General features: G+C 69.1%; 20 protein-coding genes. 8 read left to right on the plus strand and 12 right to left on the minus strand.

Annotation, left to right across the window (positions count from 1 at the left end):
• Positions 1–25: 25 nt before the first annotated feature.
• The 3 genes from ASF44_RS07885 (at position 26) to ASF44_RS07895 (ending at position 4,220) form a co-directional block, all read left to right on the plus strand.
• Positions 26–1,684, plus strand: coding sequence for a PglL family O-oligosaccharyltransferase (locus ASF44_RS07885; RefSeq protein WP_056898654.1), 1,659 nt, complete (start codon positions 26–28; stop codon positions 1,682–1,684).
• Between the two features lie 36 nt (positions 1,685–1,720).
• The gene (gene tfpZ, locus ASF44_RS07890) at positions 1,721–2,479 is read left to right on the plus strand and encodes a TfpX/TfpZ family type IV pilin accessory protein (protein ID WP_056898655.1); all 759 of its coding nucleotides are present in this window, start codon (positions 1,721–1,723) and stop codon (positions 2,477–2,479) included.
• 475 nt (positions 2,480–2,954) lie between these two features.
• Complete coding sequence (locus ASF44_RS07895) at positions 2,955–4,220, plus strand: PglL family O-oligosaccharyltransferase (protein ID WP_235579162.1); 1,266 nt, start codon at positions 2,955–2,957, stop codon at positions 4,218–4,220.
• Here the strand turns inward: ASF44_RS07895 and moaC are convergent.
• The gene (gene moaC, locus ASF44_RS07900; protein WP_056898657.1) at positions 4,193–4,690 is read right to left on the minus strand and encodes a cyclic pyranopterin monophosphate synthase MoaC; all 498 of its coding nucleotides are present in this window, start codon (positions 4,688–4,690) and stop codon (positions 4,193–4,195) included. The genes ASF44_RS07895 and moaC overlap by 28 nt on opposite strands.
• Positions 4,691–4,768: 78 nt before the next feature.
• Here moaC and ASF44_RS07905 point away from each other — a divergent pair, with 78 nt between their 5' ends.
• A complete protein-coding gene (locus ASF44_RS07905; protein WP_056898658.1) occupies positions 4,769–6,298 on the plus strand; it encodes a M48 family metalloprotease in 1,530 nt (509 codons plus the stop codon).
• Between the two features lie 33 nt (positions 6,299–6,331).
• Here the strand turns inward: ASF44_RS07905 and ASF44_RS07910 are convergent, their stop codons facing one another.
• Together ASF44_RS07910 and ASF44_RS07915 are read right to left on the minus strand one after the other, a co-directional pair.
• Positions 6,332–6,808 carry a hypothetical protein gene (locus tag ASF44_RS07910; RefSeq protein ID WP_056898742.1) on the minus strand — a complete coding sequence of 159 codons (477 nt, stop codon included), beginning with the start codon at positions 6,806–6,808 and terminating at the stop codon, positions 6,332–6,334.
• 76 nt (positions 6,809–6,884) lie between these two features.
• The gene (locus ASF44_RS07915) at positions 6,885–7,574 is read right to left on the minus strand and encodes a TerC family protein (RefSeq protein WP_056898743.1); all 690 of its coding nucleotides are present in this window, start codon (positions 7,572–7,574) and stop codon (positions 6,885–6,887) included.
• 379 nt (positions 7,575–7,953) lie between these two features.
• Here ASF44_RS07915 and ASF44_RS07920 point away from each other — a divergent pair, with 379 nt between their 5' ends.
• Positions 7,954–8,385: a DUF3717 domain-containing protein gene (locus ASF44_RS07920; RefSeq protein ID WP_056898659.1), complete on the plus strand. Its 432-nt coding sequence runs from the start codon at positions 7,954–7,956 to the stop codon at positions 8,383–8,385.
• Here ASF44_RS07920 and ASF44_RS07925 read toward each other — a convergent pair whose 3' ends face one another.
• Together ASF44_RS07925 and purB are read right to left on the minus strand one after the other, a co-directional pair.
• The gene (locus ASF44_RS07925; protein WP_056898660.1) at positions 8,386–8,949 is read right to left on the minus strand and encodes a YaeQ family protein; all 564 of its coding nucleotides are present in this window, start codon (positions 8,947–8,949) and stop codon (positions 8,386–8,388) included. It lies immediately after the preceding gene.
• An 88-nt stretch (positions 8,950–9,037) separates the two neighbouring features.
• On the minus strand, positions 9,038–10,417 hold the full coding sequence (gene purB / locus ASF44_RS07930) for an adenylosuccinate lyase (RefSeq protein WP_056898744.1): 1,380 nt from the start codon (positions 10,415–10,417) through the stop codon (positions 9,038–9,040).
• 101 nt (positions 10,418–10,518) lie between these two features.
• On the opposite strand from purB, the gene ASF44_RS07935 reads away from it, so the two are divergent.
• Positions 10,519–11,133 carry a glutathione S-transferase N-terminal domain-containing protein gene (locus tag ASF44_RS07935; RefSeq protein WP_056898661.1) on the plus strand — a complete coding sequence of 205 codons (615 nt, stop codon included), beginning with the start codon at positions 10,519–10,521 and terminating at the stop codon, positions 11,131–11,133.
• 391 nt (positions 11,134–11,524) lie between these two features.
• On the plus strand, positions 11,525–12,382 hold the full coding sequence (locus tag ASF44_RS07940; RefSeq protein ID WP_082524606.1) for a ferritin: 858 nt from the start codon (positions 11,525–11,527) through the stop codon (positions 12,380–12,382).
• 11 nt (positions 12,383–12,393) lie between these two features.
• On the opposite strand, the gene ASF44_RS07945 is transcribed toward ASF44_RS07940, so the two are convergent.
• The gene (locus ASF44_RS07945) at positions 12,394–13,602 is read right to left on the minus strand and encodes an HD-GYP domain-containing protein (protein ID WP_056898663.1); all 1,209 of its coding nucleotides are present in this window, start codon (positions 13,600–13,602) and stop codon (positions 12,394–12,396) included.
• A gap of 90 nt (positions 13,603–13,692) precedes the next feature.
• Here ASF44_RS07945 and rfaE2 point away from each other — a divergent pair, with 90 nt between their 5' ends.
• Positions 13,693–14,187: a D-glycero-beta-D-manno-heptose 1-phosphate adenylyltransferase gene (gene rfaE2 / locus ASF44_RS07950; RefSeq protein ID WP_056898745.1), complete on the plus strand. Its 495-nt coding sequence runs from the start codon at positions 13,693–13,695 to the stop codon at positions 14,185–14,187.
• Here rfaE2 and ASF44_RS07955 read toward each other — a convergent pair.
• The 6 genes from ASF44_RS07955 to ASF44_RS07980 form a co-directional block, all read right to left on the minus strand.
• Positions 14,142–14,735: a hypothetical protein gene (locus ASF44_RS07955; protein ID WP_056898664.1), complete on the minus strand. Its 594-nt coding sequence runs from the start codon at positions 14,733–14,735 to the stop codon at positions 14,142–14,144. The two genes, rfaE2 and ASF44_RS07955, sit on opposite strands and share 46 nt — an antisense overlap.
• Positions 14,736–14,739: 4 nt before the next feature.
• Positions 14,740–17,835: an efflux RND transporter permease subunit gene (locus ASF44_RS07960; protein WP_056898665.1), complete on the minus strand. Its 3,096-nt coding sequence runs from the start codon at positions 17,833–17,835 to the stop codon at positions 14,740–14,742.
• A 13-nt stretch (positions 17,836–17,848) separates the two neighbouring features.
• Positions 17,849–19,096 (minus strand): efflux RND transporter periplasmic adaptor subunit, encoded by a 1,248-nt coding sequence (locus ASF44_RS07965; protein ID WP_056898666.1) that lies wholly within the window; start codon positions 19,094–19,096, stop codon positions 17,849–17,851.
• A complete protein-coding gene (locus ASF44_RS07970; protein ID WP_235579163.1) occupies positions 19,093–20,613 on the minus strand; it encodes an efflux transporter outer membrane subunit in 1,521 nt (506 codons plus the stop codon). Before ASF44_RS07970 ends, ASF44_RS07965 begins: the two co-directional genes overlap by 4 nt.
• Positions 20,610–21,314 carry a CerR family C-terminal domain-containing protein gene (locus tag ASF44_RS07975; RefSeq protein ID WP_056898668.1) on the minus strand — a complete coding sequence of 235 codons (705 nt, stop codon included), beginning with the start codon at positions 21,312–21,314 and terminating at the stop codon, positions 20,610–20,612. The genes ASF44_RS07970 and ASF44_RS07975 overlap by 4 nt, the downstream gene beginning before the upstream one ends.
• Positions 21,315–21,432: 118 nt before the next feature.
• Positions 21,433–24,711 carry a YCF48-related protein gene (locus ASF44_RS07980; protein ID WP_156374390.1) on the minus strand — a complete coding sequence of 1,093 codons (3,279 nt, stop codon included), beginning with the start codon at positions 24,709–24,711 and terminating at the stop codon, positions 21,433–21,435.
• Positions 24,712–24,744: the final 33 nt, after the last annotated feature.

Below are 24,744 nucleotides of genomic sequence, written 5' to 3' on the forward strand. Positions count from 1 at the left end.
AGAAGCGACTTCGGTCGCTTTTTTCATGTGTGCTGATCGCTTTCGCATTCTGGGCCTATTGCTTTTCGGCCTGTCATGGCTCGCATATGACCACTATCGCCCCTGGGTAAATTTCCATTCCGAGGCACTGGCTTGTGCCGGCGCCTTGCTTTTACTTGCAGGGCAATTGCTCGTCCATGACATTGCCCTAGCTTGGCCCCGGATCGGACGATGTGCATTGCTGGCAGCCTGTTTGGCCTGGGTATGGTGGGCCCTTGGGATTGGCTTGTTCGCCAGCGATGCTCTGATGGTGTCCATCTATTTGCTGACGCTCGCGGCCATGGTCTTGGTTGGCTTTATGTGGGGACGTTCGACGGGTCCATGGTTGGACGCGTTGTCATGGACTGTGGCCCTCGCCGCTGGCATGTCCGGCCTGATCGGTCTACTGCAATGGCTGCAGATGACTCTGCCCTTCGGCATGTACGTGGTCCAATCCGACATCGGCGACCGTGCCCTGGGCAACATGGGCCAGCCAAACCAGTTGGGCACGCTGTTATTAATGGGCATGGCCGCCATGTTGCACTTGTTCGAGACGCGCCGGCTCGGCCGCAGCGTGTTCAGTGTGTATATCGCGTTCCTCACTCTGCCCTTGGTTTTAACCCAGTCCCGCGCGGCGCTGCTGAGCGTGGTGGTAATCGCCGTGTTCTTGCTCGTGAAAGGACAGCGTCTGCAACGCTTGCCAGTGATGGCTTGGGCTTCATCCGTGCTCTTGCTTGCCGTGGCAATACCGACCATCTCGGAGTTCTTGCTACTGGGCTCTGGCCGCGATGTAGAAGCAATGTCGCGCACGCAGGAAAGGATTGAGATCTGGCGTCAGGTGTTGGCTGGGATCGGCCAATCCCCATGGTGGGGCTACGGTTGGAACCAAACTCCGACGGCGCATGCGGCGGGCGCGCTTTTTGTGCCAGGGTCCATGACTTACAGCTTTGCGCATAACGTTGTCCTTGACCTAATGGCTTGGACAGGTGTTCCCATCGGCCTGATATTTGCGGGCGTTGTGGGCTGGTGGTTAGTTTCTCGGATTATTGCGGTGCGCTCGCCCGTAGCGGTGGCCGCACTCGCCGGTTTGCTGCCGCTGGCTGTGCATAGCCAAGTGGAGTTCCCCTTCGCTTACGCCTACTTCCTGGTATTAGCAGGGCTGCTAGTGGGGGTCGTCGAAGCTTTTCATCCCAACACACGTATCGCCGTGTTGAAGCGGCGATGGGTGATGGCGATGATCTTGCCCTGGGCAGTGGCCGGCGCCTGGATTTGCTACGAGTACCTGCAGATTGAAGAGGATTTCCGCGTCGTACGCTTCGAGAATCTGCGAATCGGGCAAACCCCGGCTGAATATGAGGCGCCGAAGATCCATTTGCTTTCGCACCTGGGCGAAATGCTCCGCGCGTCACGTGCTCATCCCCGACCGGGGATGACATCGCAAGAGATCGAACAGCTGCACAAGGTAGCGTTGAGGTTTCCGTGGGGTGCGCTGCACCTGCGTTACGCCTACGCCCTGGCGTTGAACGGGGATCCAGCCGGTGCAGTGCAGCAATTGCGTGTGGTGCGCGGCATGTTCGGCGAGCTCTACTACGAGGCAGCGCGACAGGAGTTGCGCGAGCTTCAGCAAGGGCATCCCGAAGTTGCTGCCGTATTGGTACAGCTGTGAGCAAGTGCTGCTACGTGCCGACGGCATGATGAGCCCATGATCTCGTTGCAATCACGCCTGCACGCTGCCGGCGTCCATTTGGGAATCAGTCTGTTGGTGGCCGCGTTGGCGGCAGCCCTGGTGTTTGGCGTTTGGTATCCCTACCCGTACCGAGAGATATCTGGCGGGCGTGAGCTTTTCGTCCTGCTCGTCTGCGTCGACGTGATGATGGGTCCTTTGCTTACTCTGGCTGTATTCGACCACGCCAAGCCCAGGCTTGAGTTGCGACGTGACCTCGCGGTGATCGGAGTCCTCCAACTCGCAGCGCTGGTTTACGGCGTATGGACTGTCTTCTCTGCGCGTCCGGTGCATCTCGTCTTCGAGATTGACCGCTTCCGCGTAGTCCACGCAGTGGATGTCCCGCACGAATTGCGGTCGCGTGCGCCTGCCGGAGTGGATGTGCTTCCATGGACCGGACCGACGCTGCTAGCGTTGCGTCCTTTTCGCAGCGAGCAGGAAAAGGTGCAGGCCACTTTGGTGGCGTTACAGGGCGTTCCATTGAGTGCGCGGCCCGACCTCTGGCAGTCCTATGACCAGGCTCGGCCTGCGGTGCTGGCCGTGGCCCGGTCTTTACCGGACCTCAGAGGCCGCCGTAGCGAGGATGCGTCCCGCATCGACAGGGCTGTTGCCGAAAGCGGCCGGCCAATCGATGGCCTGGCCTATTTACCCTTGGCCGGCCGAAGGTCGTTTTGGACCGTGCTCCTCGACCGCGCCAGCGCCGACGTGGTGGGCTTCATCCCGCTGGATGCGTTTTGACGGGCACCCGGCTCAACGTCGCACGAGTACCGTGAAGTTGCAGGCTGCCCAGCGGCGCGCTTGCGCAGCGCTTCGAGTCAAGTTGGCCGTGACTGCTCTAGCTGTGTGTACGCTTGTATGGCTCAACCCATTCACCTACGGGCCTGTCTCTTCTGTCCCCCCTTGGCTTTTCGCAGCATTTGCTGCCGGGAGCGCCCTTGCAATGGCCGCACCATGGGAACTTCGTCGAGATTGCACCCAAGGGGCATGGTGTTGCCTGTCAGGCGTGGCGGGGCTGCTTGTGCTCGCGCTTTGGCCGCGCGACGCAGCGCTTCCCCCCTATGAGGCGCTTGCATTGCTCGGGGCCCTGTTCTTGGTCGCCATCGGCGCTGCCTTGGCGCGACGCCTTCCTCCGTTTGCCCAGATCGCCTCCCTGCCCTGGCCCTGGTGGTGCGCGCTGCTACCGTGGATCACCGCCGCGCTAGTGAGCGGTGTCATGGCGTTGCTGCAGTACTTCGGCCAGGCTGAACAGTTCGCCCCCTGGCTCAACTGGGCCCCTGCCGGCGAGGCCTTCGCCAACCTGCGCCAGCGCAACCAGTTCGCCTCACTGACCAACATCGCACTGGCTGCCCTGCTGGCGACCTGCGTCCTGTCGAAGCGGCGCTGCGCGCCAGGGCGGGCCGCATGGTTGGCCGCCGCCATGGCCCTGCTGGTGGTCGCCAACGCCGCCACGGCCTCGCGCACCGGGCTGCTGCAACTTGGGGTGCTGGCCAGCGCGGCGCTGCTCTGGCGGCGCGACGGGCGCACGCTGGCCTGGCTGGGCGGCATGCTCGTGTGCTACGCCATCGCCACCCTCGCACTCCCCTGGCTCGCCGGCCTCGACCCCTCCACCCACGGCATGTTCTCCCGCCTGCGCGAAGGCGACGCCCTGTGCTCCAGCCGCATCACCCTGTGGCGCAACGTGCTGCACCTGATCGCGCAGAAGCCCTGGCTGGGCTGGGGCTGGGGCGAACTCGACTACGCGCACTACATGACGCTGTACGACGGCCCGCGCTTCTGCGACATCCTCGACAACGCGCACAACCTGCCGCTGCACCTCGCCGTCGAACTGGGCATCCCGGCCGCGCTGCTGGTGTGTGGCGGCGTGCTGGTCTGGATCGTGCGGGCCAGGCCCTGGCGCGAGACCGATGCCGTGCGCCGCGCCGCCTGGATGGTTCTGGCCGTGATCGGGGTGCACAGCCTGCTCGAATACCCGCTCTGGTATGGCCCGTTCCAGCTGGCCCTGGGTCTGTGCCTTGGCCTGCTGTGGCGCGACGATCCCGCCGGCGCGCCCGCCCCGGCGGCCATGCGCCAAGCGCCCACGTTGCTGGCTGTGCTGGCGCTCGCCCTCGTGGCCTACGCCGCCTGGGACTACCGGCGCATCAGCCAGATCTACCTGCCCCCCGCGCAGCGTGCGCCCGCCTACCGCGACGACACGCTGGCCAAGGCGCAGCAGAGCTGGCTCTACCAGCGCCAGGTGCGTTTCGCGGCGCTCAGCGTGGCGGAGGTGACCCCTGACAACGCCGCGTCTATGCACGCGCTGGCGACCGAGCTGCTGCACTTCTCGCCGGAGCCGCGCGTCATCGAGAAGCTGCTGGAAAGCGCGCAGCTGCTGGGCCTGCAGGGCGAGGTGGCGTTCCACCTGCCGCGCTTCGCCGCCGCGTTTCCGACCGCGTACGCGCGCTGGCAGGCGGCTCAGCCCGCCGATCCACCAGCCAAATAGTCCCCCGACTTGCCGCCGCGCTTCTCCAGCAGCCGCACGTCCGTCATCACCATGCCGCGGTCGGCCGCCTTGCACATGTCGTAGATGGTCAAGAGGCCGACCTGCACGGCCGTCAGCGCCTCCATCTCCACGCCGGTCGGCCCGATGGTCTCGGCCGTCACCATGCAATCGATCCAGGCTGCGGCATCGCCATCGCCAGGCCATGCGAATTCGACGGCCACGCGCGTCAGCGCCAACGGGTGGCACAGCGGGATCAGCTCGCTGGTCTTCTTGGCGGCCTGGATCGCGGCGATGCGCGCGATGCCCAGCACGTCGCCCTTCTTCGCGCTGCCTTGCCGGATCAGCGCCAGCGTGGCGGGCAGCATGCCGATGCGGCCGGTGGCCACGGCCACGCGGCGCGTGGCCGGCTTGTCGGCCACGTCCACCATGTGGGCCTGGCCGTGGGTGTCGAAATGTGTCAGCGTGCTCATGGGCTGGAGGGGCGGAAAACGGCAAGGGCGATGCGCCGGTGGACTGAACCCGGCGCCGGATCGCGCATCATAGAGGGCATGGTTTCCACATTCCTGCGCGGTGCGCAGCGCCTGGCCTGCGTGGCGCTGGCCTGCTCCATGACCCTGGCCTCGGCCCAGGGCCTGCCCAGCCTGGGCGATGGCAGCTCGATGACGACGTCGGCCGAGCGCCGGCTGGGCGAACGCATCGCGCGCGAGCTCTACCGCGACCCGGACTTCATCGACGACGCCGTGCTCGAAGACTATGTGCAGAGCATCTGGCAGCCGTTGCTGGCGGCGGCGCGGCAGCGCGGCGAGCTGACCTCCGAGCAGGACGAGCGCTATGCCTGGGAAATCCTCATGGGCCGCGACCGCACCATCAACGCCTTCGCATTGCCGGGAGGCTACCTGGGGCTGCACCTGGGCCTGATCGGCGCCGTCAGTTCGCGCGACGAGCTGGCCTCGGTGCTGGCACACGAGCTGACCCACGTGACGCAGCGCCACATTTCTCGCCTCATGGAGCAGTCCTCGCGCGTCACGCCGTGGGCCATCGGCGCCATGATCCTGGGCGCACTGGCGGCCAGCAGGAGCCCGGACGCAGCCGGCGCCATGATCATGGGCAGCCAGGCAGCGGCGGTGCAGAGCCAGCTGAACTTCTCGCGCGACATGGAGCGCGAGGCCGACCGCATCGGCTACGGCGTGGCCACGCAGGCCGGCTTCGACCCGGCGGGCTTCGTGAGCATGTTCGACAAGCTGCAGCAGGCCAGCAAGCTCAACGACAACGGCGCGTTCCCCTACCTGCGCAGCCACCCGTTGACCACCGAGCGGATGGCCGACATGCAGGCGCGCCAGGCCCTGCTGGAACGGCGGCCCGCTGCGGCGCAACCCGACCTCGTGCACGGCATGATGGCCGCGCGCGCGCGCGTGCTGTCCAATCCGGGGCCGGACCGGCTGCGCTCGTGGGTCGGCGAGGCCGGCACGCTGGGCAACGTGCCCGCGGCCCAGGCTGCGCCGGTGCTGTATGCGGGGGCGCTCTCGGCCAGCCGCCTGCGCGACGACGAGGCGGCACGCGGCCTCGTCACGCGGCTGCGCGCGGCGGTGCAGGCCGACCCCAAGGCGCTGCGCCAGGCTGCGCTGCTGGATGCCGAGGTGCGGGCAGCATCCGGCGATGTGGCCGGCGCGCTGGCGGCGCTGGCCGCCATTCCTGCGAATCTGGCGGGCCGGCCCGAACTGCTGCTCGCCGCCCCCCTGCAGATCCGCAGCGGCGGCGCGGCCGAGGTGGCGCAACGCCTGCAGGCCCGCGTGGTGCTGGATGCGCGCGACGCGGCCGCCTGGCAGCAGCTGGCCAGTGCCTATGCGCAGCAGGGGCAGACGCTGCGCGCCATCCGGGCCGAGGCCGAGCAGCAGGTCGCGCGGCTGGACTACGCTGGCGCGCTCGACCGCTTCAAGGCCGCGCAGAACTACGCGCGCGGGCCGCGCCAGGGCAATGCGCCGGGCGACCACATCGAGGCCTCGATCATCGACACCCGGGCGCGGCAGATCGAAGCCATCGTGAAGGAGCAGGAGAAAGAGCGGCTGGCCGAACGTTGACGGCCCGCGGCCGGCCTGCGCAGGGCGCGCTGGCTACTCCGCGAGCACCAGCACCAGCCCAAAGATGCCGGCAATCGCGCCGGGCAAGGACCAGGGCGGCTGCTTCTTGCTGGGGGCGGGCGCCTCCGCCGGTGCCACCACCGGCTGCATGTCGTGGCCGAGCTTGGGCCGGCGCGCGTCCAGCAGGTGCTGCGTGCGGTGCTCACCGGCCAGCTGGGCCTGCAGCTCTGTCAGCGGCCCCTTGGCCAGCACTTCGGTGATGCGGTCGCCGCGCTGGCGCAGCCAGGGCGAGACCTCGTTGAACAGCTTGTCCGACCATTTGGCGCGCCAGTTCTCGCGCGCGCTGTGGCTGACCCATTTGCTGATGCGGTGGGTCATGCGCGGAGCGCAGGCCACCAGCACCCAGTGGACCGGGGGCAGTTGCGTGTCGGTGGCGCCGGCATCGAGCACAGAGGCCAGTTGCTGCCTGGCGTAGGCCGCGTCGTCGATGTAAACAATGACCGTTTCCATGGGGGCCTCCTGGTTCGGCGGTTCGTACAAGAACATGAGGCTGCCGCCGCAGCCCCATGCCCGTTCTAGGCCTGGCTCAGGCGGCCTGTTGCTTGGCCGCGCTGCTGCGCTCCTTGAGCCAACCAGCGCCGAGCACGCCCAGGATCACAGCGGCCGTCAGGCCCCAGCGCAGCGCGGGATTGTCCGTGAACGTCGCGCCCAGCACCGGTTCGTTGACGATCATCTTCGCAGCCGTGAAGGCCAGCACCGCAGCACCAACCTTGATGATCATGGGGAATCGCTCGACCAGCTTGAGCACCATGGTGCTGCCGAACACCACGATGGGCACGCTGATCAGGAGGCCGATGACCACCAGGTCCATGGCACCGTGCGCCGCGCCGGCCACGCCCAGCACGTTGTCCACGCCCATCAGCGCGTCGGCGATCATGATGGTCTTCATGGCGCCCCAGAAGGTGGTGGCCATGGGGCCGTGGTCCGCGTCGCCGCCCTGGTTGTCCGCCAGCAGCTTGTAGGCGATCCACACCAGGCCGATGCCGCCGACCAGCATCAGGCCGGGGACCTTGAGCAGCCAGACCACGCCGACCGTCATGACGGCGCGCACGGTGATGGCGCCGACGGTGCCCCAGATCACCGCCTTCCTCTGCAGGTGCGGCGGCAGGTTGCGGGCGGCCAGCGCGATGACGATGGCGTTGTCGCCAGCCAGCACCAGGTCGATGAGGATGATGGCCAGCAACGCCGACCACCAGGCGGTAGACATGAACTCCATGAACAAAACTCTCCGTGTTGTAGATCAAGTACAACCAGAAACAGGCGAGCCTGGCGGAGTTGGTGAATGCAATGCCACCACAAGCGCACCTCGACCCACCCGTTTCGGGCTTGGATCGAAGGTCTTGCTCGGCATGTGGTTGTCCGATGTCTGCCCGACCTGCCGGAAGTCATGCTTCGTAATGACGGCTCGGTCGAAAACGGCTGCGGCAGCTCTCCTCAACGGATTGCCTCCCTGTGTGTCGCGGCCGGTGGGAGCTACTCCCCTTCGCGGCGCGGATTAGAGCATCCGCTGCAGCATTTGCTTGCAAGTCCCCGCGCCGCAAAAGGGGCTTGACGAGGCGGCTGAAAGGCGCTCACAGCGCTATCATCCGCGCCCCATGGCAGGCATCCACATCACCGACATCGAAGCCGCCATCAACCACTGGCGCGAACGCACACCCTCGCCCGACGGCGTGACCCTGGGGCCGGAGCTGCGGGCCCTGGCCGAGGTCTATGCGCTGATGGTGTACTACCACGAGGACGAGGCCGACGAGGCCACCATGCCCGCCAAGGCACGGCAGGCCTGGCTCGACTGGTATGCCACGCAGCCCGATACGCCCTGCATCGCGATCTGCTCCACGAGCCAGGGCGACGACGACTGCAAGGGCTGCGGCCGGACTTTCGAGGAAGTGCAGCTGTGGCCCGAGATGTCGCCTGCCGAGAAGCGCGCCACCTGGCGCCGCATCACGCTGCACGGCCAGGCCTGGCGCTTCAACCGCTATGCCGAGCGGGCGACCGAGAAGACGGACGCCGAGCCCGACGACGCCTGATCAGGGCACCAGCCGTTCGCAGGCCAGCTCGAGGCTGCGCGTCGCATCGGACAGCAGCAGTTGCCCGTCCTGCACGGTGGCCTGCAGCTGCATGCTGCGCTCGGCCATCGCGGCCAGGGCCTGGCTGGTGGCCGTGGGGATGCGCCAGACGGTCAGCTTGTCCTGCCGCGCGAGCTTGCCGCGGATGCCCTGCCACCAGATCTCGGCGGAGCTCTGGTAGGCGTAGACCGCCACCGCGTCGGACTTGCCGCAGGCCTTGGCCAGCGCGCGTTCCTCGGGCAGGCCGACCTCGATCCACAGCCGGGCCTGGCCCGTGAAATCGCGCAGGATCACGTCCGGATCGTCGGGGTCGGACAGGCCGGCGCCGAAGCCCAGGGTGCCGTCGCCGTGGCAGACCGTCTGCAGCGCGTGCGCATTGAGCGCCAGCGCGGCCAGCCGCACCATCATGCGTTCGTCGGTCTCGCTCGGGTGGCGGGCCAGCGTGAACTGGTGGTCGGCGTAGTAGCCGTGGTCGATGTCGGCGATCGACAGCGCGGCCTTGAAGACCGTGGACTTGAGGGCCATCAGATCCGCCGCCCGGCCGCCCCAAGGCGGATCAGCCCCCTCGGGAGGCAGCGACGACACGAAGTGCGGAGCGTGGGGGCCACAGCCATCAGACGCGCCTGGCGAGTTCGACGGCCTTGCCGATGTAGCTGCCCGGCGTCATGGCCAGCAGGCGGTCTTTCTCGGCCTGGGGAATCTCCAGCGACTGGATCAATCCGTGCAGGTCGGCGGCCTCCACCGTCTTGCCGCGCGTCACTTCCTTGAGCTTCTCGTAGGCGCCCTGCACGCCGAAGCGGCGCATCACGGTCTGGATCGGCTCGGCCAGCACCTCCCAGGAGCTGTCCAGGTCGGCGTCCAGCGCCTCGCGGTTCAGTTCGAGCTTGTTCATGCCGGTCAGCAGCGACTGGTAGGCCAGCGATGCGTAGCCCAGCGCCACGCCCATGTTGCGCAGCACCGTGGAATCGGTCAGGTCGCGCTGCCAGCGGCTCACGGGCAGCTTCTCGGACAGGTGGCGCAAGAGCGCATTGGCCAGGCCCAGGTTGCCCTCGGCGTTCTCGAAGTCGATCGGGTTGACCTTGTGCGGCATGGTCGACGAGCCGATCTCGCCCGCCTTCAGGCGCTGCTTGAAATAGCCCAGGCTGATGTAGCCCCAGACGTCGCGCGACCAGTCCACCAGGATGGTGTTGGCGCGCGCCACCGCGTCGAACAGCTCGGCCATGTAGTCGTGCGGCTCGATCTGGATGCTATAGGGCTGGAAGGTCACGCCCAGGCCCAGCGGCTCTGGCGTCTCGATCACGCGGCGGCTGAAGGCCTCCCAGTCGAACTCGGGCCAGGCCGACAGGTGGGCGTTGTAGTTGCCCACGGCGCCGTTCATCTTGGCCAGCAGCTCCACCTGGGCGATCTGCGCGCGCGCCTTCTCCAGGCGGCGGAACACGTTGGCCACTTCCTTGCCCACGGTCGTGGGGCTGGCGGTCTGGCCGTGCGTGCGCGACAGCATGGGCACGTCGGCGAACGCCTGGGCCATCTCGCGCAGCTTGGCCAGGATGGCGTCCAGCGCGGGCAGCAGCACGGTCTCGCGTGCGGCCTTCAGTTGCAGCGCATGGCTGGTGTTGTTGATGTCCTCGCTGGTGCAGGCGAAGTGCACGAACTCGGCCGCGGCCAGCAGTTCGGGCCGGGCCTCGAACTTGGACTTGATCCAGTACTCCACGGCCTTCACGTCGTGGTTGGTGGTCTTCTCGATGTCCTTGATGGCCAGCGCATCGGCCTCGCTGAAGTTCTTGACCAGGCCCAGCAGGTAGGTGCGCGCGCCGGGCGTCAGCGGGTTGAATTCGGCGAAGCCGGCGTCGCTCAGCGCGATGAACCAGGCGATTTCGACCTGCACGCGCCGGTGCATGAAGCCGTGTTCGCTCATCAGGGGGCGCAGCGGCGCGAGTTTGGCGGCATAGCGGCCGTCCAGCGGGGAAAGGGCGGAGATCGTCGACAGGCTCATGGGCGCGAATTGTAGGTTGCGCACCACGCCCGCCCTCTGGCGCCCGCCTAGAATCCGCCAGCCTGGGGTGTGCCCGGGCCGGCCCTCAAGACCCCATGCCCATGAAACTGATCGGTTCCCTCGCCAGCCCCTACGTACGCAAGGTACGCATCGTCATGGCGGAGAAAAAGCTGGACTACCAGTTCGTGGACGAGGATGTGTGGGCCGACGCCACCACGATCGCGCGCTCCAACCCGCTGGGCAAGGTGCCCTGCCTGGTCATGGAGGGCGGCGAGGCGGTGTTCGATTCGCGCGTGATCGTCGAATACCTGGACACGCTGTCGCCGGTCGGCCGGCTGATCCCCACCCAAGGCCGCGAACGCGCCGAGGTCAAGACCTGGGAGGCCCTGGCCGACGGCGTCATGGACGCCGGCGTGCTGGCCCGGCTGGAAGCCGGCTGGGCGCACCGCGCCGAGGGCGAACGCAGCCAGGCCTGGATCGACCGCCAACTCGGCAAGGTCAACGCCGGCCTCAAGGCCATCAGCCAGGGCCTGGGCGACAAGCCTTATTGCAGCGGCATCCACCTGAGCCTGTCCGACATCGCGGTGGGCTGTGCGCTCGGCTGGCTGGAGTTCCGCTTCCCCGACATCGCCTGGCGCAACAACCACCCCAACCTGGCGCGGCTGCAGGACAAGCTCATGCAGCGCGCCAGCTTCGCCGACACCACGCCGCGCTGAACAGCACGGCGCACATACAGAACAGGGCCCCTGGGGCCCTGTCGTCATTGGCGGTGTACGAAAGGCTGCGAAGCGCCCCGGAGCGAACGAGGGGGAGGGAGGAGGAGGAGAACCACTCCGGGATTGCTTCCAGCGCAAGGCGCAGGGAAGGCTTCGCAGCGAAAAAGGGTGTGGCGGGCGGCTGGCGGGAAGCGCTGCCCTGCACGTCACCCTGGCATGGAGGCACGGTGCCGGGGGGAAGTTCCCATGCCAAGCGCACGTGTCCGTAAAAAAATGTTCACACGCACGGGCTCGCGCAGGCAGTGTCCCGGCCCTGGCCCTAGCGCTTGCTTGGTAATTGTCGTGATCTGTGCCGAACTGCCTACAATCCCCGCCTGTGATGAAGACCGCCATGCTCTACCCGGAACTGTTCAAACAACTCGAAGCCGTGCGCTGGAACATGGAGAAGGACATCCCCTGGGACCAGTTCGACGCCTCCAAGCTCACGGACGAGCAGGCGCAGACCATCAAGATGAACGCCATCACCGAGTGGTCGGCACTGCCGGCCACCGAGATGTTCCTGCGTGACAACCAGGGCGACAGCGATTTCTCGGCCTTCATGTCCGTCTGGTTCTTCGAGGAGCAGAAGCACTCGCTCGTGCTCATGGAATACCTGCGGCGCTTCAAGCCCGAACTGGCGCCCACCGAGGCCGAACTGCACGAGGTGCGCTTCCAGTTCGACCCCGCGCCCGCGCTCGAAACCCTCATGCTGCATTTCTGCGGCGAGATCCGCCTGAACCACTGGTACCGGCGCGCCAGCGAATGGCACACCGAGCCCGTGATCAAGAAGATCTACGACACGCTGAGCAAGGACGAGGCCCGCCACGGCGGCGCCTACCTGCGCTACATGAAGCGCGCCATCCAGAACGTGGGCAACGAGGCGCGCGCGGCCTTCACCAAGGTCGGCGTGCTCATGGCCAGCGCACGGCGCACGGCCCAGGCCCTGCACCCGACCAACCTGCATGTGAACCAGAGCCTGTTCCCGCGCGACACGGTGCAGTCGCGCCTGCCCAATCCCGAGTGGCTGGAGCATTGGCTGGACCAGCAGATCAAGTTCGACGCCGTCTGGGAAGGCAAGGTCGTCGACCGCATCCTGCACAACCTGAGCCTGCTGATGGACCGCAGCTTCAAGACCGTGCAGGAGCTGAACCGCTACCGCAAGGAAATCACGCGCGAGCAGGCTGCGGCGGTGGCGCCCGGCGCTGCCTGATCCCTCCGGGGTCAGACGAGGGTGAGCAGGCGGTCCAGCGGAACCTGGACCTTCACATCGCGCTGCGGCACGCTGGCCGCGATCTTGTATTGCGGCAGGGCCGTGTCGCGCAGCATCATCGTGCCGGCCGGCAGCCCATCGCGGTTGACCAGCACCGCCACGCGCGGCGTGCTGGTGTTCTTGCCCCGCTGGATCACCACCGCGAGCTCGTTGCTGATCAGCCGCACGTACAGGCCCGGCGAATACACGCCCACGGCCTTGATGAGCGCCGCGCCGGCTTCGTCCACCTGCTGCTCCTCGTCGAAGTAGCAACCCTGCATCGCGGCCGAGGTGGACATGGGCGCGCGCGACACGCGCGGCGCCAGCCGGCTCGTGAACATGTCGGCGCGCTGGAGCAGGCGCGCCAGCCGCAGCGGCAGCGTCTTGCCCGCCAGCGGCCCCGGTGCGCGGTCATGGTGGTGGCGCACGGCCAGCAGCCAGTTCTCGTCGGTCACGCCCAGCGCCAGCAGCTGCGCGAAGCTGCGCTGCGCATGCAGCTCGATGGCCTCGATCTGCGCCGCCGTCAGGGCCTGCGTCTGCTGGGCCAGCTGGTCCTGCAGTGCCGTCATGCTGATGTTCATGGTCAGCGCCGCCTTGCCCAGGGCCTCGTCGAGTTCCTGCGGCCACTGCAGCACCTCGCGGGCGGCCAGGCTGCACACCACGTAGACCACCATGGCATGCGTGGCGCTGTACATGCGCGTCTCGGTGGCGGCCAGGTGGTTCAGCGCCAGCAGCGTGGCGTCCGGGTGGTGCTGCAGCGCCTCGCGCAGCTCCTGGTAGAGCCTGTCGAGCCGGCCCAGGAAGTCCTCGCCCTGCACATCGCGCAGCAGGCCGTTGGCGCGCGACTGCAGTGCCACCCAGTCGGGCCGGTCGGGCTTCTCGGGCCGCACGTTGCTGGTGAACAGGTCATCGGGCGCGATCTTCACGTTCTGGATCTCACCCAGCGTGCGCTCCGAGCGCACCATGTCGTGCAGCTTGCCCATGTAGGCACGCTGGCGGTCGTCGCTGGCGTCCATGTCGACGCAGACCGTGATGCCGCGCGCCGTCCATTGCATGAACTCGCCGCGCGACTGGATCACGTAGCCCTTGTGCGCCAGCAGCACGCCGCGCTCGGTGCGCAGCTCGAAGGGAAGCGGCTGGCCGAGCTTGATCGAGCTGATGTTGACTTCGACGAGGTTCATGTCTGCACGATTATGGAAGCCGCGTCGTGGCCCGCACGGCCGGAAATGCAGGCCGATGGCGCGGCATTTCCGCTGCTAGCATCGCCGCCCATGACAGCTTTCGCCCCCCCGGAGTTCCTGGCCAAGATCTGCGCGCGCGCGAAGGCGCCTGCACTGCTGGCCGCCTTGCCCAAGCCCTGGGTCTTCACCAACGGCGTGTTCGACATCCTGCACCGCGGCCATGTCAGCTACCTTGCGCAGGCCCGCGCGCAGGGCGGCAGCCTGGTGCTGGGGCTCAACAGCGACGCGTCTGCGCGCCGCTTGGGCAAGGGGCCGGACCGCCCGCTAAATGCCGAGGCCGACCGCGCCGTCATGCTGGCCGCGCTGGCATCGGTGGACCTGGTGACCTGGTTCGACGAGGACACGCCGCAGGCCCTGATCGGCGAACTGCGGCCCGACCTCATCGTCAAGGGCGGCGACTACGACATGGACAAGCTGCCCGAGACCGCGCTGGTGCGCAGCTGGGGCGGCGATGCGCTGGCGATCCCGTTCGTCGACGGCTACTCGACGACCGCGCTGGTCGCCCGCATCCGCGACAAGCCGTAGGCGGCCAGCGCGCAGAGCAGGCCCGCCAGCGCGCCCGTCAGGTGGGCGCCCGTGGCCACCGCGAAACCCCATTCCGGCTCGAACACCAGCGGCCGGCTCCAGGCGCCCTCGGCCAGCAGCTTGGCCGCCAGCCCTGCGCCCAGCAGGCCGGCCCAGGCCTGGTGCCCACGCGTGAAGGCGCAATGCACCACCAGCACCGCCACGGCCGCGTGCAGTACGCCGGACAGGCCGGCGTAGCGCTCGATCTGCGGAAACAGCAGCAGGCCCAGGGTCGACAGGGGCCAGGCCGCGAACAGGGCCCAGGCCTGTGCGCGCGGCACCTGCAGCGCCAGCCCCAGCACGGCCACGGCGGCCAGCGCGAGCAGGTTGGCCAGCCAGTGCGCGGCGGAGCGGTGCACGAGTGCGGCGGCCCACCAGGTCATGGCTTCGCCCGAGAAGTCGGGCCACCACTCCCATTCCAGCGGGCTGCCCAGCCACCACGCCAGCGCACTGCCGGCGGCCAGCAGCACACACAGCGCGGGCCAGGACCAATCGTCGTTGCGGTTCACGCCATCAGTGTGGCACGGGTGCGGCCCGGGCTTCGGGCTCCGACTGGCCGCGCAGCCGGCGCACGCGGCGCCGCAGCCACTGCTCGAAGTCGTCCACGTAGGTGAACACCGCCGGCACCACCAGCAGGCTCAGCACCGTGGAGGTGATCAGCCCGCCGATCACGGCCGTGGCCATGGGCGAGCGGAAGCTGGCGTCGGCCGCGCCCCAGCCGATGGCGATCGGCAGCATGCCCGCGCCCATGGCCAGCGTGGTCATGATGATGGGCCGCGCGCGCTTGTGGCAGGCGTCCAGCAGGGCTTCCCAGCGGTTCATTCCGTGGTCGCGCCGCGCCACGATGGCGTATTCCACGAGCAGGATGGAGTTCTTCGTGGCGATGCCCATCAGCATGATGAGGCCGATCAGCGAGGGCATGGAGAAGCTCTTGCCGGCGATCAGCAGCGCCACGAAGGCGCCGCCCAGCGACAGCGGCAGGGCCGCCAGGATGGTGGCCGGCTGCAGGAAGTCCTTGAACAGCAGCACCAGCACGATGTAGATGCAGACCACGCCCGTCAGCATCGCCAGGCCGAAGCCCGTGAACAGCTCGCCCATGGCCTCGGCGTCGCCCACGTCGATGATGTGCACGCTGGCCGGCAGGTTCTTCACGGCCGGCAGCTGGCGGACCGCCTCGGTCACGTCGTTCAGGCCGCGCGTGGACAGCTCGATCTCGTAGTTCATGTTGCGTGCGCGGTCGTAGCGGCTGATCACCGCGGGCCCGCCGGCCAGCTCCAGCGTGGCCACCTCGCCCAGCCGCACCGGCCCGTGCGCGCCGGGCACGGCCAGGCTCCCCAGCAGCGCCAGGTCCTGCCGCGCGTCGTCGCGCAGCTTCACCATGATGGGCACCTGGCGCTCGGGCAGGTTCAGCTTGGCGAGCTGGTTGTCGTAGTCGCCCATGGTCGCCACGCGTAACGTGTCGGCGATGGCGGCGCTGGTGACGCCCAGATCGGCGGCGCGCGCGAAGTCGGGCCGCACCACGATCTCGGGCCGCACCAGGCTGGCCAGCGAGGTCACGTTGCCGATGCCGGGGATCGTGCGCAGCTCGCGCTCCACGTCGGTGGCCGCCTGCCGCAGCGCGTGCGGGTCCTGGCTGGACAGCGCCAACACGTACTTGTCGTTGGAGCCGCCCAGGCCCACGCCGGTGCGCACGCCGGGCAGGTCGGCCAGCGCTTCGCGGATCTGCTGCTCGATCACCTGCTTCCTGGGCCGCGTGCCGCGTGGCGCCAGCTGCAGCGTGAGCGTGGCCTTGCGCGCCTCGACGAAGTTGCCCGAGAACGGATCGGCCCCCGCGCTGCCCGCCCCGATGGCGGTGTAGATGTCGCCCACATGGTCGATCTTCATCAGGCGCTGGCGCACCTGCTCGGCCATGGCCAGCGTCTGCTCCAGCCTGGCGCCGGGCGGCAGTTCCACGCGCACCTGGGTCTGCGTGTTGTCGTCGGGCGGGATGAAGCCCGAGGGCAGCAGCGGGATCAGCGCCAGCGAGCCGATGAAGAACAGCGTGGCGCCCACCATTGTCAGGAAGCGGTGCCGCAGGCAGGCCTGCGCGGCGCGCATGTACCAGGACAGCCAGCCCGGCTCCTTCTCCTGCCCCACCAGTGGCTTGAGCATGTACGCCGCCATCATGGGCGTGAGCAGCCGCGCCACCACCAGCGAGGCGAACACCGCGAGCGAGGCGGTCCAGCCGAACTGCTTGAAGAACTTGCCCACCACGCCGCTCATGAAGGCCGTGGGCAGGAACACCGCGATCAGCGAGAAGGTGGTGGCCACCACGGCCAGGCCGATCTCCTCGGCCGCCTCCATCGCGGCCTGGTAGGGCGACTTGCCCATGCGCAGATGGCGCACGATGTTCTCGACCTCGACGATGGCGTCGTCCACCAGGATGCCGACCACCAGCGACAGCGCCAGCAGCGTGATGATGTTGATCGAGAAGCCCAGCAGGGCCATGCCGATGAAGGCCGGGATGACCGACAGCGGCAGCGCCACCGCCGAGACGATGGTGGCGCGCCAATCGCGCAGGAACAGCCAGACCACCAGCACCGCCAGGATGGCGCCCTCGTAGAGCAGCTTCATCGAGGCGTCGTACTCGTCCGAGGCGATCTGCACGAAGTCCAGTGTGCGCGTGAGGTGGATGTCCGGGTGGTCGGCCTGCAGCTTGCGCAGCGCCTGCTCGACCCCCGCGCCCACCTCCACCTCGCTGGCGCCGCGCGAGCGCGCCACCTCGAAGCCCACCACCTGCTTGCCGTTGAGCACGGCCGTGGCGCGCTGCTCGGCCACCGTGTCCTCCACCGTCGCCACGTCCGACAGCACGATGCGCCGCCCATCGGACAGCGGGATCTGCAGGCGCCGCAACTCGTCGGCCGACTGCACGGTGCCGATGGTGCGCACCGGCTGCTCGCTGCCGCCCAGGTCGGCCCGGCCGCCCGCGCTTTCCTGCTGCACCATGCGCAGCTGGCGCGACACGTCGGCCGCGGTGGCGCGCAGCGCCTGCAGTTTGGCCGGATCGAGTGCCACGCGCACCTCACGGCTCACGCCGCCCACGCGGTTCACGGCGCCCACGCCGCGCACGGCCAGCAGGCGGCGCGCCACGGTGTCGTCGACGAACCATGACAGCGCCTCGTCGTCGAGCCGGTCGGACGAGATCGCGAACGCCAGGATCGGCTGCGAGGCCAGGTCCAGCTTGGTCACGATGGGGTCGCGCAGGTCGGTCGGCATGTCCGAGCGCACGCGGCTCACGGCCGAGCGCACATCGTCCACGGCTTCCTGGATCGGCTTCTCGAGCACGAACTCGGCCGCGATCGTGGCTGAGCCGTCGGTCAGCGTGCTCGTGACGTGCTTCAGGCCCTGCAGCGTGGCGATCGCGTTCTCGATCTTGCGCGCCACGTCGTTCTCCAGCTGCGCCGGCGAAGCCCCGGGCAGCACGGCGGTCACGATGACCACCGGCAGGTCCATGTCCGGGAAGTTCTGCACCTTCATGGAATGGAAGGAGAACAGCCCGCCCAGCGTCAGCAGCACGAACAGCATCGCCGCCGGGATGGGGTTCTTGATCGACCAGGAGGACAGGTTCATGGGGTGTCCCGCCTCACTTGGCCGCGGCCGGCGTTTCGGCCGGTGTGGTGGCCGGCGCCACGTCGACCACGCGCACGAGGTCGCCGTCGTTCAGGAAGCCCGCGCCCTCGGTCACGACGCGCGCACCGGCCGGCAACTCGCCCGTGATCTCGATGCGCTCGCCGATGCGCCGGCCGGCCTGCACCTTGCGCATCTGCACGCGGCTGTCGGCCTGCAGCACCATGACGGTGTTGAAGCCATCGCGCGGCACCACGGCCGATTGCGGCACGGTCAGCGCGGCGCTCTTGCCCAGCGCGAACTCGCCCCGCGCGAACATGCCGGGAAGCAATGCCCCCACGCTTGCCGCTCCGCGTGCTGCGCTGCCGCCCGAGGGGGCGCTCGCGCCTTCGGGCCGCCGTGCGGCGCTCGTACCCTTGTTGGCCTGCACGGAGGGGATGTCCACGTAGACCAGGCCGTTGCGCGTCTGCGCGTCCACGGTCGGCGCGATGCTGCGCACCTTGCCCTGCACCTCGGCACCGCCGGGCGCCGTCACGCGCACGGGCATGCCCGCGGCCAGGCGGCCCAGCTCGGCCGCGCCGACCTCGGCACGCCATTCCAGCCGGCGCTGGCGGATCAGCCGGAACAGCTCGGTGCCCGAGCCGACCACGCTGCCCACGGTGGCGGTGCGCGCGGAGATGATGCCGTCGTCCGGCGCCAGGACCTGCGTGTTGCGCCCGCGCACCTGCTGCGCGGCCAGCACGGCCTCGGCCGCTTCCACGCGGGCCCTGGCGGTCTGCTCGGTGGTCTGGTACTGGGTGATCTGCTGCTGGCTCAGCGCGCCGGTCTTCTCCAGCGTCCGGGCGCGGGCCGCGTTGCCAGCCGCATCGGCGGCCGTGGCACGGGCCTCGGCCAGCGACGCCTTGGCCTGGGCGACGTCGGCATCGATGGTCTCGGGCGCGAAGCGCGCCAGCACCTGGCCACGGCGCACCACGTCGCCCACGTTCACGCGCACTTCGGCCAGGCGCAGGCCGGCCGATTCGGAGCCCACGCTGGCCTCCTGCCAGGCGGCGATGCTGCCGTTGGCCGACAGCGTGATGGCCAGTTCGGCCGGCTCGGGCGTGGCCACACGCACGCTCAGGGCGGGGCGTGGCGAGGCGGCCTCGGCCTTGGCTGGCGACGCCGCGGCGGCCGGTGCGGGTTGGCGCGTGAACCACCAGCCAGCCAGGGCCACCACGACCGCGAGGGACGTGGCGATGAGAACGTTGCGTTGGGTGCGGGTCATGGTCGACGGGTCTGCGCTTGGGGAGCGGGGGAAGAGGTTTCAGCGACGGCCTGGCCGTCGTCGGGCCGGGTCCAGCCACCGCCCAGCGCGCGGTACAGCGCGACCCAGGCTTCGGTGCGTTCGCGCTGCAGCGCCACGCGTGCGGTCTGCGCCGCGAACAGCGTGCGGCGTGCATCCTCGAGTTCGAACAGGCTGGCCAGGCCGCCGTCGTAGCGCGCCTGCGTGGCGTCGAACGAGGCCTGGTAGCCGGCCACGGCGGTGTCGGCGTCGCCGGCGCGCCGGTCGGTGTCCTGCAGCCGCAGCAGCGCCTCCTCGACCTCGCGCACGCCCTGGCGCACCTTGGCGCGGTACAGCGCCACGGCCTCGTCGTAGCGGGCGCGGGCGGACTCCGCGTTGGCCGCGCGCGTGCCCCCGTCGAAGATCGGCAGCGTCAGCTGCAGCGGGCCGATGCTCCAGCTGTTCAACGTCTCGCTGGCGCCGGCCCCGCGCACGTGCAGCGCCGAGATGCTGCCCGCCAGCGACAAGCGCGGGTAGCGCTGGGCCTGGGCCGCGCCGGCATCGGCGCTGGCCGCGGCCACCCCCAGTTCAGCCGCGTAGACATCGGGCCGCTGCGCCAGCGCGCGCGCGGGCACGCTGTCCACGGCCTGCAGTGCGGGCAGGGCGAGATCGGCGGGCCGGGCATCGAGCCGCTGCGCCAGCGCCGGCAATTCCCAGCCGGTCAGTGCCACCAGGGCCTGGCGCTGCAGGGCGCATTGCGTGCGCTGCTGTGTGAGCCGGGCCGACGCGTCCGCGGCGCTGGCGCGGGTCAGCGCCGCATCGGCCGGCGCCGCGAAGCCGGCCTGCGCCGACAGCTCCGTCAGCCGCGCGCTCTCGCGGCGCGAGTTGGCGTCCAGCGTGCTGACCTCCAGCTGGCGCGCGCAGGCGCGTTCGGCGAAGTAGGCATTGGCGGTCTCGGCCGCCACCGCCACGCGTGCCTGGTGCCACTGCGCCTGGCTGGCCGACAGGCGCGCGCCCGCGGCATCGCGCGTGGCTGCCAGGCCACCGAACAGGTCGATCTCCCAGCCCGCCTGCAGGCCGGCCTGCGCGTTGGTGAAGCTGGGCAACGAGGCCGTGCCGCCCGAGATGCCGCCGCTGCCCGTGGACAGCGTGTTGCCGCGGCTCAGCGAGAGGCTGCCGTCAAGCGTGGGCCCCAGCGCCGCGCCGGCCTGCACGCGCGTGGCGCGGGCCTCGGCGATGCGCGCGGCGGCGCTGGCCAGGTCGGGGCTGGCGGCCTGCGCGGCCTCGATCAGCTCGACCAGCAACGCATCGCCGGACTGGCGCCACCAGTCGGCCAGCTGTGGCACGGCGCCGGCGTGCGGCAGGGCCGACTGAGGTGCCTGCGGGGTCTGCCACTGCGCTGGCGCGGGGGCCGAAACGGCGGCCGGCGGCCGCGTGACCGTACAGGCGGCCAGCAGCAAGGGCATGCCGGCCAGGGCCAGGCGCCGCAGCATGGGGGAGGAGAAAGGAGGCAGGTTCATGCTTTCTTGCGGGTCTTGCCGGCCAGGGCCGTGCGGCGCAGTCGCTCGGCGTCCACCAGGGCCAGCGCATAGCCGACCAGGCGTTCGGCCCAACGGTCGATGGCCGTGGCATCGCGCATCAGCGAGGGCTGGATCGTGTCGACCATGTCGTGCATGACAAACAGCTGCATCGCCAGGCCGCTGATGGCGAACGCCAGCCGGTGCAGGTCGTCGTCGGCGCGCACGCCCAGGTGGCGCGCGAGGATCGCCACCAGCACCCCGTGCGGGCCCTTGATGTCGCGTTCGACCTCTTGCGCCCATTGGCTCGTGGGCTCCAGCATCTCGCGCAGGTGCAGCCGCATGCACTGGCGCACGATCTCGCCCTGCTTGAGCGGCTCCACGTAGCCCGTCAGGAAGCGCCGCAGCGCCTCGTCCACGGGCAGGTCGGGCGCGTCGTAGAGGTGGGTCAGGTCGCCCGCGTTGCCGCCCAGCGGCTCGCCGAAGCAGGCCGCGTAGAGCCCGGCCTTGTCGCCGAAGTAGTAGCGGATGGCCGCCAGGTTCACGCCCGCAGCCTGGGCAATGGCGCGCGTCGATGTCTTGGCGAAGCCATGCTCGGCGAACAGCGCGAGCGCGGTGGAGAGCAGCTGCGCGCGTGCCTCCTGGCCGTCGCTGCGCACGGCGGCCTGGCGGGCGGGCGGCGTGGGGGCGGTCTTGTCCGGCATGCGGCGCGCATTAGACCATGCACATCAATCGATTGATTGAACTACCCAGGTCCGCGTCAGGGCTGTTGCGCTACAGCGGGCTGAGCCACACGCTGCGCGCGCCAGGCCGTCGCGACGCTCAGGGAGCGTCGTTGCGCATGACGATGCCGCCTCCGCCCACCGTCACGACGGCCTGCGAGCCGGCGCGTGCAATCGCGGTCGTATTGCCGCTCTGCGGAGAGTAGGAGACGAACCAGTTTGCGCCGCCATCGCGGGTGGCCATGACCGTGCCGTAGTTGCCGACCGCAAAGCCCGTGGTGGGCGACGTGAAGGAAACGCCGTAGAACCCGTAGTCCCAAAAGACTGGGAACCGGTCGACCTGCCAAGTGGCGCCGGCGTCATCGCTGCGCAACACGATGCCATTGGTCCCCACGGCGACCACGCGGCTCGGTGTCACGAACGTCACGGCCCGGATGGATTCGGTTGTGCCGCTGGACACTGCCGTCCACAGCTGTCCGCCGTCCGTGCTGCGCCGGACCTCTCCAGCGTCGCCGACCGCCAGCCCGGTCAGCGCACTGAAGGCCAGGCTGCGCGCGGAGAAGGCAGCTCCGGCCGCCGGCGTCCAGCTTGCGCCAGCGTCTGTCGTGCGCCACAGGCCGGATGTGGAAGACGCCACGCCTGTCGTGCCAGTCACGGGCGCAAACGCCTGGAACGTATTGGGGGTGCCGCTGGACACTGCTGACCAAGAGGCACCAGCATCTGCCGTGCGCACGATCGTTCCGTTGGCGCCCATGGCCACGCCGGTCGTGGTGTCGAAGAAACCGACCGCGTTGAGTTGCTCCGTGGTGCCGCTGGCGGTGGCCGTCCAGTTCAGCCCGGCATCGGTGCTGCGCAGCAGATGCCCCCCGATGCCGACGGCGACGCCATGTGTGGGTGTCGCGAACGCCACGCCCATCAGCGACTGCCCGAAGTTGCCACCGGGCGACACCGTGCTCCAGCCCTGCCCGTTGTCCGCGCTGCGAAAGATGCTGCCGAGCTCCCCGACCGCCACCGCCTGGCCATTGGCACCGAAGCGCACGGCATGGACCGTGACGCCAGACGGAGAGAGCGCGGCGGCGGCCCAACTGGTACCGCCGTCGAATGTCATCCGCACTCCGCCTTGGGTCAGCCCCAACGCGCCCGCGGTCGCACTGCCGAAATGGATGCTGTTGATGTCCTGCGTCGTTCCGCTCGCCACGGTTTGCCAGGTCTGGCCCGCGTCCCGGCTGCGCAGCAGTGTGCCGTTGCTGCCGCCGGCGAAGGCGATGTCGCGCGTGGCGAACGCCACGGCCGCGAGCGTGCCGGCGCCGCTGGCGACACGGGTCCAGTTGGCACCGCCGTTGATGGTGCGCAGGACCGTGCCGCTGGCGCCGACGGCCAGGCCGACGCCGTCGGCGTTGAAGGCCATGCCGTGCAGTGCGACCGGCCCGCCGTCGCTGACGGCGGCCACCCAGGTCTGGCCCGCGTCGGTGCTGCGCAGGATCGTGCCGTTGTTGCCAGCCACGCAGAATGCGCCGGTGTTGCTGAATGCCACAGTGTTCAGCCCTGTGGTGACCGGCATCAGCACCTCCACCCAATGCAGGCCGCCGTCCACGCTGCGCTTGATCGGATAGTTGCCGTTGCCGCTGCCGGCGTAGCTTGCCGTGACGCCAACGCCATTGCCGTCGAAGGCGATGCCCGGCAGGTACCGGGATGCAGGGCTGCTTTCGCTGACGATCGACCAGCTCGCACCGGCATCGGTGCTGCGCAGAATGCTGCCCTGGGTGCCGGTGGCCAGGACCGTCGTCGCGTCACGCCAGGCCAGGCCCAGCAAGGTCCCTCCGAAGGGACGCGGCGCAACGGTCTCCCACTTCAAGGCCTCCAGGTACGCCGAATTGCTGATGGCCTCGCCGAGTTCGTTGCGGGCGACCACGCGGACATAGTTGACGGCTGCCGATGCGGCCGCTCCGTGGACGTAGCTCGTGCCGGTAGCGCCGGGTGCGTCAACCCAGGACACGCCTGCGTCGGAGCTGAGCTGCCACTGGTACTGGGGGCTGTTGCCGCTTGCCGCGGTGGTGAACAGTGCATCCCGCTGCCCAGGCCGCCAGGTCGACGACATGGGTTGCAGGGTGATCCTGGGCGCGTCGTAGATGCGCAGCCGCGCTGCGGCGCTGGTGACAGAACCTTCGCTGTTGGTGACCACGACGCGCAAGCGCTTGCCATCGTCAGCCGGAGTCGCTGCGGCAAGGGACAGCGATGCCTGTGTTGCGCCGTTGACGTTGGCAAACGTGATGCCACCGTCGGTGCTCACCTGCCATTGGTAAGTGGGGGTCGGGACGCCGCGGGCGGACACATGGAAGCTGGCCTGCGTGCCCTGGCCGACCGTGCGGTCCTCGGGCTGGATCTGTATCGCCGGTGTAAGGCCCGGCAGGACAGAGAGCCGTGCTGCTGCAGAGAACACATCGCCGTGCGTGTTGGTCGCCACGGCGCGGACCAACCTGCCATCGTCGGACGCCGTGGCCGCTGCGATGGTGACGCTGTCGCCGTTGGCGCCGGCGATGTCCGCCCAGGTGGTCCCGGAATCCGTGCTGACCTGCCATCGGATCGTCGGCGCCGGTGTGCCCGCCGCGCTGGCATTGAACGTGACGCTCTGGCCCGTGAAAGCGGACATCGCCGTCGGATTCGCGACGAAGATCGGCGCACCCGCAGCCGTCACCATGACATGTGCCGTGGCGCTGGTGACTGTACCGACGGCATTGACGACGACGACGCGGAACGCCCGCTGGTGGTCAGCCGGCGTGGACGGAAACACCAGCGTCGGTGCTGTCGCACCGACCACATCGGCCCAGTTCGCGCCGTCGTTGCTGCGCTGCCACTGGTAGGCGGGAGAGGTGCCCAGGACGGTCACGTTCAGCGCGACCTGCTGCCCTTCGATGACCGACTGGTCGCTGGGCTGCACGGTGATGGTCAGCGCCACGGGGGCGGTCGCGACCGTCAGCGTCACGACCGAGCTCATCACCTGGTTGGCGCGATCTGCCCGGCTGGTGGCCTGAACCCGGAACTGCGCCCCCTGGTCGGCAGCGCTGACCACGACCAGTGAATACCGGGCGCCCGTCGCGCCTGCAATGTTGACCCACCCGGCCGGCTCCATGCGCTGCCACTGCAGGTCGGCTTCGCCGCGTACCGTTGTGGTGAACACCGCGGCGCTGCCGTCGACGGCCTGGACATCGGCGGGTTGCACGGTGAACGCGATCTCTGTTGCCGCGCTGTCGTCACCACCGCCCCCACCGCACGCGGCCATGAGCGCTGCCAGTAGCCAGCAGAAAGACAGTTGGAGGAAGCGGGGAAACAAGCTGGCGGTCCGCGCGCGTGGCGGCCAGCCATGAACGGTCGTTGTCAAGGCCTTGCTCTCTGGTCGTTGTGTCGAAGTGGG

The sequence above is a fragment of the Pseudorhodoferax sp. Leaf274 genome, assembly GCF_001422445.1.
In the GTDB taxonomy this organism is placed as follows: domain Bacteria; phylum Pseudomonadota; class Gammaproteobacteria; order Burkholderiales; family Burkholderiaceae_C; genus Pseudorhodoferax.